We start from the raw sequence: 7,108 nt of genomic DNA, 5'->3' as shown, positions 1-7,108 counted from the left end.
AGTTTTCATATTTTTTTCAATGTTGAAATCATTTTCATGAAATTTTCAATGGATCACTAATAAAACAAGCAACTTCATCATTTTGACAAAGTTGCTTGTTTTCTTTTTAATTCGCTACGATGTTTACGATCTTGCCTTTCACGACAATAACCTTGCGTACCGTTTTTCCTTCGATTTGATGTTGTACATTTTCTTGTTCCATCGCCATCTTTTGGATCTGTTCTTCACTGGCATTGGCATCCGCTTCAAACTTGGCACGGACCTTGCCGTTGACCTGAACAACAATTGTAACGGTTTTATCAACCAGCATAGCTTCATCATAGGTTGGCCAAGCTTCGTAGGCAATCGAAGCTTCCTGATGGAAGATGCTTGACCATAGCTCTTCTCCTAAATGAGGTGCAAAACAGCTGAACATCTTTAAGAATCCTTTGGCGTATTCTACATAGATCGTATTCTGTTTATAGCACTCATTCATAAAGATCATCATTTGCGAGATGGCAGTATTAAAGTTCAAAGTATCGATATCGTGAGATACTTTCTTCACTGTCTGATGATAAACACGATCCAGAGCATGATCATTTTCGTCTGTGATAGAAGCGACTTCGGTATAGAATCGGTTGACGCGCTCCAGCCATTTACGCGTTCCATCCAATCCTGTCGTAGACCATGGTAATGCGGCTTCTAAGGGTCCCATGAACATTTCGTAAACGCGAAGTGCATCCGCCCCATGGCTTGCGACGATCTCATCCGGATTGATGACATTGCCTCGAGACTTACTCATCTTTTCGCCATTCGAGCCCAAGATCATCCCTTGGTGGAACAGTTTCTGGAACGGTTCTTTCGATTTTACGACCCCGCAGTCGTACAATACTTTATGCCAGAAACGAGCGTACAAAAGGTGCAGCACGGCGTGCTCCGCTCCCCCTACATAAAGATCGACCGGCAGCCAGTGTTCTAACAGTTTAGGATCTCCAATCGCTTTTTCGTTTTTCGGATCAATATAGCGGATATAATACCAGCACGATCCCGCCCACTGCGGCATTGTATTGGTTTCTCGAATACCTTTAACACCATCGATTTCTACATGCAGCCAATCCTCACAATGAGCCAGCGGACTTTCTCCGGTATCGCTAGGTTTAAAATTCGTTGTGGCCGGCAGTTCCAACGGCAGCTCATCCAGTTCAACCGTGCGCATCGTGCCATCTTCCATATGGATCACAGGAATCGGTTCTCCCCAGTAACGCTGTCTGGAAAATAACCAGTCCCGAAGTTTATAGGTGACTTTGGCTTGCCCTACATGATGCTCTTCCAGCCAAGCGATCATTTTCGCGATCGCTTCTTCTTTATTCAAGCCATCTAACCATTCCGAATTGATATGAACACCATCTTCTGTAAAGGCTTCTTTTTCAATATCTCCTCCTTGGAGAACCGGAATGATATCCAATCCAAATTTTTTCGCAAATTCATAGTCACGCGTATCATGAGCCGGTACCGCCATGATCGCTCCGGTTCCGTAGCTTGCGAGAACATAGTCACTGATCCAAATCGGAACCTTTTTCTGGTTGACAGGATTGATCGCATAAGCTCCTGTAAATACACCTGTTTTATCTTTGTTGAGATCGGTTCTTTCCAGATCCGATTTAGTTTGACAGATTTTCTGATAAGCTTCCACAGCCTCTTTTTGTTCCGGTGTCGTGATTTCGTCGACAAACGGATGTTCTGGAGACATGACACAATAAGTAGCTCCAAACAAAGTATCGCATCGCGTGGTAAAGACAGTAAACTCTTTATCATGACCATCGATTTTAAAAATGACATCGGCCCCCTGGCTGCGGCCGATCCAGTTGCGCTGCATTTCTTTGGTAGAAGTAGGCCAATCCACTTCATCCAGATCTTTTAAAAGACGTTCTGCATAAGCCGTGATCTTCAAGACCCATTGACGCATGGGTTTACGAATGACCGGATAGCCTCCGCGTTCACTTTTTCCATCGATGACTTCTTCATTGGCTAAAACCGTCTTCAGTTCCGGACACCAGTTGACAGGGATCTCATCCACATAAGCCAATCCTTTTTTATAAAGCTGGGTAAAGATCCATTGCGTCCATTTATAGTAAGAAGGATCACAAGTGCTGATCTCACGATCCCAGTCATAGCTGAAACCTAATGACTGGATCTGATCACGGAAATGATCGATATTCTGTTTAGTGAATTCAGCTGGATGATGACCTGTTTGGATTGCGAATTGCTCAGCCGGCAATCCAAAAGCATCCCATCCCATCGGATGCAGAACATTGTACCCTTCCATGCGTTTTTTACGGGCAATGATATCGGTTGCGGTATACCCTTCCGGATGCCCGACATGAAGTCCGTTTCCGCTTGGATAAGGAAACATATCTAAAACATAATATTTTGGTTTTGAAAAATCAGAAGTATCGCAGGCAAATGTTTTTTCATCCAGCCAGCGTTTCTGCCATTTTTTTTCAATTGATTGATGATCGTACACGGTTCATTCCTCCTTAAATAAAAAAACGTCCTTATCTCTAAGGACGTTTGCACGCGGTACCACCTTAGTTCACGAAAACTCGTGCCCTCTTTTTTTTCTTTATCGCAGAAAATACGGATAACATTACTTATCAGCTCCTTAGCGAGTTCAAAGCATCCTTTGACTGTCTTGCACCACCCGACAGTTCTCTTTTCAAAGAATCATCTTTTACTACTCTAAATCAACGCTTTACTGGTTTGAATCATAGCATCTTTTTTAAGCTCTCGTCAATAACTTCTAAAAAAAGTCGATCTTTTTGCGACACATTGTGATTTTCTGCGTATTTAATACTGTATGACATCTACACAAGAACATCTTCATCAACTTTTAGAATATGCCTCAGCGCGCAAAGCAACGGATATCCATCTTACTTTGATCCATGATCATCTAGACATTCAGTTCCGTATCCAGGAACAGATGATTCCTTTGATCCAAGATCTATGGGACCAGTCGATCTTTGAGTATTTAAAATATATCGCGGGAATGGATCTTACCAATCCGTTTCTTCCTCAAAGCGGACAATTTACTTGGACGATCCAAGGAAAGACGATCTTTTGTCGTTTTAGCACAATTCGCAATCAAGACTTGCAAACGGGCGTGATTCGAATCCTGAATACCCACGTGAATATGACCATTGATGAATTGACGACCAAGAAAGCCCATCGAGATTTTCTAAAACAGCTGATTCATGCCCGCAAAGGTCTTGTGATTGCCTGCGGCCCGACAAACTCCGGAAAAACGACAACTTTACATGCGATCTTGCATGCGATCAGTCAAAACTCCGGACACAAAGTTGTGTCTTTGGAAGACCCTATCGAGATCGAAGATCCCTTATATCTTCAACTACAGATCAATGAAGAAATCGGTTTTACTTATGAAAAAGGAATCGAAGAGTTACTACGTCACGATCCCGATGTCATACTGATTGGAGAAACCCGAAATGCTTATACCGCTAAAATGGTGGTGCGTGCTGCCCTGACCGGCTCTTTAGCGTTTACAACACTGCATGCGTCCAATGCCTTGGAAGCCATCGAACGTCTTTATGATCTTGGAATCACAAAATATGAATTGAAAAACACTTTAACTATGCTTATTGGGCAGCGTTTATATCAGGCTTCCCCTAACAAAAAGGAGATCGTTTATGAAATCTTATCCGGAAAAGACCTCAACTACGCCATCGAACATCAAGCTTATCCTGAAGACTTCTGCACTCTTTCTGATGAGATCCTTGAAGCGATTGCACAACATCGAATTCACGATCCCCAAGCACAATACGACGTACAAGATCTCCAAAGAGGAGATCGAGGAATTGCCGTTATTGATGGATAAAGGACTGCAGACATCATTTATGATCCAACAGACTTTCAAAGATCACGAAAAGATCTTGAAATCTTTAGAGTCTGGGCAATCGCTGATCTCGATTCTTTGTTCTCCTGGCGGGATCTATTTTCAGATCTTAGATGCGTTAAGCCGTCTTTTGCCTTTAAAAGAAGCGATTCAATGTGCAACTTCTTTAGAAGAGGCCGGTCGAAGAAAAACGATGCGCTTTGTCGCTAAAATGGCCTATCCTGTATCGCTTTTCATCTTTTCCTTTCTCATGGTGAGTTTTTTTGAGAGTTCCATCTTGCCGTCGATGCAATCGTTCACGCAGACAGATGACTTCTTAGGGATTCAATTGATCAAATCGTTTTTATCGTTTTGGCTGATCTTGGGATGTACCGGCGGGATCGCTTTCCTGATCCTAAATTTTTCAAACGATCTGAGAATATATGCCACATCGCATCTTTTGAACAAGATTCCGTTTTTTAATGCTTTGATGACTTGGCAATTTGCCTCCGCGTTGTCGGCCTGTTTAGGACACGGCATATCAACAGAACGAACTTTGGAAACTTTGTCTTTGATTAAAGAACATACTTTTATCCAATACTATGCCCAAAATCTTCAGGAACAATTAAAACAAGGACGCTCCCTTCTCGAAGGGCTCAAAAACATTGGAGTCGATGAAGCATTCATCCATTATTATCTGATCGGTTCCCGCTCGAACAACTTACATGCCATGTTACAGCTCTATCAAAAGAAAACGGAAAAAAGAATCGACCAATCGATCAAGAAACTCTCGATCTGGATCCAAGTCCTGAGTTATTTCAGTGTCGGCGCTGTCGTATTGATCGTCTATCAGGTCATGCTGATGCCGATGGAATTATTGAATACATTTTGAAAGGAGACCCGCTATGAAAACAAAAAACGCGTTTACGCTTCTCGAGATGATGATCGTTCTTTTGATCATCACCGTTATTTTATTGATCACTCTACCGAATATCCAACAAAAAGAAAAGATCATCCGTGCCAAAGGATGCGAGAGCTTATTGAGTGTCATCGATTCACAGATCTTGCTTTATGAGATCGAAAACGATACCATCCCGACCCTGTCGCAACTGATCAGTGAAGGTTACTTAAAAGAGGAGCAAGCCGTCTGTCCCAACGGAAACCCTGTGGAGATTGTCAATGGTCAGGCCGTCAGCCAATAATGCTTTTACTTTATTAGAAGCTTTGTTTGTTCTTTTCATTGTCAGCCTTTTCACTTTGGTGGAAATCACAGGTCCTTCTATGTCGTCTTTAAAGTTGTTTGGAAATCAATTTTTGTCGTATTGCGTCTATACCCAAGAGAAAGCATTTATGGATAAGGAAGAGAAAACCGTTGAGATCAAAACGGATCATGCGATCTTTGATGAAATTCAATTTGATTATCCGCACTCGATCACATGTGATCCTTTTACCTATCATTACAACGCCAAAGGAAATATCTCTCAAGCACATACGATCCATTGTCATAACGAACAAGATTCGATTTCTTTGGTCTTTCAATTAGGAAGTGGGCGTGTCCGTATTGAATAAGAACGGTTTTTTATTCGGAGATGCTCTGTTTGCCCTATTCTTGATCAGTCTATGTGCAAGCCTGCTGTTAGGAGCCTTGGGTCTATTTGAAAGAAGCGGAGGGTGGATGATCCATGAAACAATCAACAAAGAATGGTTTTACTCTGATTGAAGCTTTGCTCGCTCTTTTGATCACCAGTATCGTCAGCCTTCTTTGTGTGGTCTTTTTACAAACGGCTCTGTATATTGTTGGCTTTGAACCGTTGCATCAGGAACAAATGGCAATCTTGCAGCTGCGTCAGATCCTGGCTTGTTCGCAAGATATTCAAGTCGAACCATCGAAACTGCGCATGATCTATCAACACGATGAAATCCGTATCGAACAAGACAAGGACCGCCTTGTCAAACGTGATGGATACGAGATCTTAATGGAAGGAGTGGATCACATTCATTTTGAAAAAGAAAACGAAAACATCTATATTTTCTGGACAAAACAAGATCATCGTTTCCAAATGCAGATCTATTAACGGGTACATCAGCTCTTTGGCCTTGTACTGTTTTGCCCTTCTCGTGCAGATTCTTTCCTTATTGAGCATCTATATTGCCCAAAGTTCATCCTTGATCCAATGTGATCGTCAAAGTCAGTTCGATCTGGCATGTATCTCTCAAGCCAAAGGATTGATTTTCCATAATAATCAAATTCGATTTTGTGATGGAGATCCGCAAGAACTGATCTTGACGCAGGAAATTCTTGTTAATGATGTTGTGGTCACATTTGAAGATCATGAAACCTATTTGGAGTGCAAGTATTCCAAAAAAGAAAAAAAGATCCGCATGCGTATCTATTACGATATGCAAGGGATCCAAGATCTTGAATACGACTCGTTCTAAAGAGAAAGAAGATAAGGATTCATGCGTTTTTCTTGCCCAATCGTTGTTTTCGGTCCGTGACCAGGATAGACAACCATCTGGTCATCTAAAGAAGAAAGACGAATCAGCGACTCTTTCATTTCCATCAATGACCCGGTCGGCAGATCCGTTCTGCCTATCGAATATTGGAACAATGTATCTCCCGAAAACAAGGTATTTTCTATGATGAAACAAGTTGACCCGCAAGAATGACCAGGGGTAAACAAAACTTCGATCTCGAAATCGGCAATCTTCATCTTCCCTTGTTTTAATGGCAAAGCAGGAGCTTGGATCGAGACCATTTCATAAAAAGAAGTTGAAGCATTCAAAGAAGGGTCTTTAAGAAAAGCGATTTCTTGAGGATGAATATAGACAGGAACCGGATGTGACCGGATGATCGCATCCACTCCCTGGATATGATCAAAATGCGCATGCGTCAACAAAATGGCTTCCAAGGTATAAGGTCCTTGCGCTAAGATCGAATCGAAATCAAAAAGATCTCCCGGATCAATCACGATCGCACGATCTTCTTTTGTCACAATATAACAGTTGGCCTGCACGGGGCCTAAGGGCAATGTTTTTACATTCATAAATGCACCTGATAAAAAAGACCGTAATCCGGTCTTTTTTTATTTCTTCTCCTTATGTTCTGTTTTCTGGTTACATTTCGGACAATATTTTTTTACTGTCATACGTTCAGGATGTTTCTTTTTATTTCGAGTTCCGATGTAGTTTTCTTCTCCACAAACAGAGCATTTAAATGTAATACGATCTCTCATGGTC

At 41.8% G+C, this 7,108-nt stretch carries 10 protein-coding genes and 1 other annotated feature; of the genes, 7 read left to right on the top strand and 3 right to left on the bottom strand.

The genetic code is table 11. From position 1 onward, the window contains the following. Positions 1–106 precede the first annotated feature (106 nt). Positions 107–2,503 carry a leucine--tRNA ligase gene (gene leuS, locus Q0J48_RS02795; protein ID WP_296241438.1) on the bottom strand — a complete coding sequence of 799 codons (2,397 nt, stop codon included), beginning with the start codon at positions 2,501–2,503 and terminating at the stop codon, positions 107–109. Positions 2,504–2,539: 36 nt separating this feature from the next. Beyond that, positions 2,540–2,736, bottom strand: a binding site (T-box leader). 100 nt (positions 2,737–2,836) lie between these two features. Here leuS and Q0J48_RS02790 point away from each other — a divergent pair. The 7 genes from Q0J48_RS02790 to Q0J48_RS02760 are packed head-to-tail and all read left to right on the top strand — an operon-like array spanning position 2,837 to position 6,307. Beyond that, positions 2,837–3,871: an ATPase, T2SS/T4P/T4SS family gene (locus Q0J48_RS02790; protein WP_296241436.1), complete on the top strand. Its 1,035-nt coding sequence runs from the start codon at positions 2,837–2,839 to the stop codon at positions 3,869–3,871. Next, positions 3,852–4,760 carry a type II secretion system F family protein gene (locus tag Q0J48_RS02785; protein WP_296241434.1) on the top strand — a complete coding sequence of 303 codons (909 nt, stop codon included), beginning with the start codon at positions 3,852–3,854 and terminating at the stop codon, positions 4,758–4,760. Before Q0J48_RS02790 ends, Q0J48_RS02785 begins: the two co-directional genes overlap by 20 nt. A gap of 13 nt (positions 4,761–4,773) precedes the next feature. After that, positions 4,774–5,070: a competence type IV pilus major pilin ComGC gene (gene comGC, locus Q0J48_RS02780; protein ID WP_296241432.1), complete on the top strand. Its 297-nt coding sequence runs from the start codon at positions 4,774–4,776 to the stop codon at positions 5,068–5,070. Next, entirely contained in the window at positions 5,048–5,437 is a 390-nt protein-coding gene (gene comGD, locus Q0J48_RS02775; protein ID WP_296241431.1) for a competence type IV pilus minor pilin ComGD, read from the top strand. The genes comGC and comGD overlap by 23 nt, the downstream gene beginning before the upstream one ends. Beyond that, a complete protein-coding gene (locus tag Q0J48_RS02770) occupies positions 5,421–5,588 on the top strand; it encodes a hypothetical protein (RefSeq protein WP_296241429.1) in 168 nt (55 codons plus the stop codon). Before comGD ends, Q0J48_RS02770 begins: the two co-directional genes overlap by 17 nt. Beyond that, positions 5,551–5,943, top strand: a complete 393-nt coding sequence (locus Q0J48_RS02765; protein ID WP_296241427.1) for a competence type IV pilus minor pilin ComGF — start codon at positions 5,551–5,553, stop codon at positions 5,941–5,943. Before Q0J48_RS02770 ends, Q0J48_RS02765 begins: the two co-directional genes overlap by 38 nt. Positions 5,944–5,959: 16 nt before the next feature. Then, positions 5,960–6,307 carry a hypothetical protein gene (locus tag Q0J48_RS02760; protein WP_296241425.1) on the top strand — a complete coding sequence of 116 codons (348 nt, stop codon included), beginning with the start codon at positions 5,960–5,962 and terminating at the stop codon, positions 6,305–6,307. Here the strand turns inward: Q0J48_RS02760 and Q0J48_RS02755 are convergent. Beyond that, positions 6,304–6,915 (bottom strand): MBL fold metallo-hydrolase, encoded by a 612-nt coding sequence (locus Q0J48_RS02755; RefSeq protein WP_296241423.1) that lies wholly within the window; start codon positions 6,913–6,915, stop codon positions 6,304–6,306. The two genes, Q0J48_RS02760 and Q0J48_RS02755, sit on opposite strands and share 4 nt — an antisense overlap. A 39-nt stretch (positions 6,916–6,954) precedes the next feature. Then, a complete protein-coding gene (rpmG, locus tag Q0J48_RS02750) occupies positions 6,955–7,104 on the bottom strand; it encodes a 50S ribosomal protein L33 (RefSeq protein ID WP_183373857.1) in 150 nt (49 codons plus the stop codon). Positions 7,105–7,108: the final 4 nt, after the last annotated feature.

The sequence above is a fragment of the uncultured Faecalicoccus sp. genome, assembly GCF_944325745.1.
GTDB lineage: Bacteria > Bacillota_I > Bacilli_A > Erysipelotrichales > Erysipelotrichaceae > Faecalicoccus.
Note: the sequence above shows the minus strand (reverse complement) of the source record. Positions and strands in the feature narration are given on the sequence as shown.

What these genes read in the sequence shown, in the direction of transcription:
- Q0J48_RS02755 (WP_296241423.1), bottom strand. Translation starts at nt 6,915, where the DNA reads ATGAATGTAAAAACATTGCCCTTAGGCCCCGTGCAGGCCAACTGTTAT.
- rpmG (WP_183373857.1), bottom strand. Translation starts at nt 7,104, where the DNA reads ATGAGAGATCGTATTACATTTAAATGCTCTGTTTGTGGAGAAGAAAAC.
- comGD (WP_296241431.1), top strand. Translation starts at nt 5,048, where the DNA reads ATGGTCAGGCCGTCAGCCAATAATGCTTTTACTTTATTAGAAGCTTTG.
- Q0J48_RS02790 (WP_296241436.1), top strand. Translation starts at nt 2,837, where the DNA reads ATGACATCTACACAAGAACATCTTCATCAACTTTTAGAATATGCCTCA.
- Q0J48_RS02765 (WP_296241427.1), top strand. Translation starts at nt 5,551, where the DNA reads ATGAAACAATCAACAAAGAATGGTTTTACTCTGATTGAAGCTTTGCTC.
- comGC (WP_296241432.1), top strand. Translation starts at nt 4,774, where the DNA reads ATGAAAACAAAAAACGCGTTTACGCTTCTCGAGATGATGATCGTTCTT.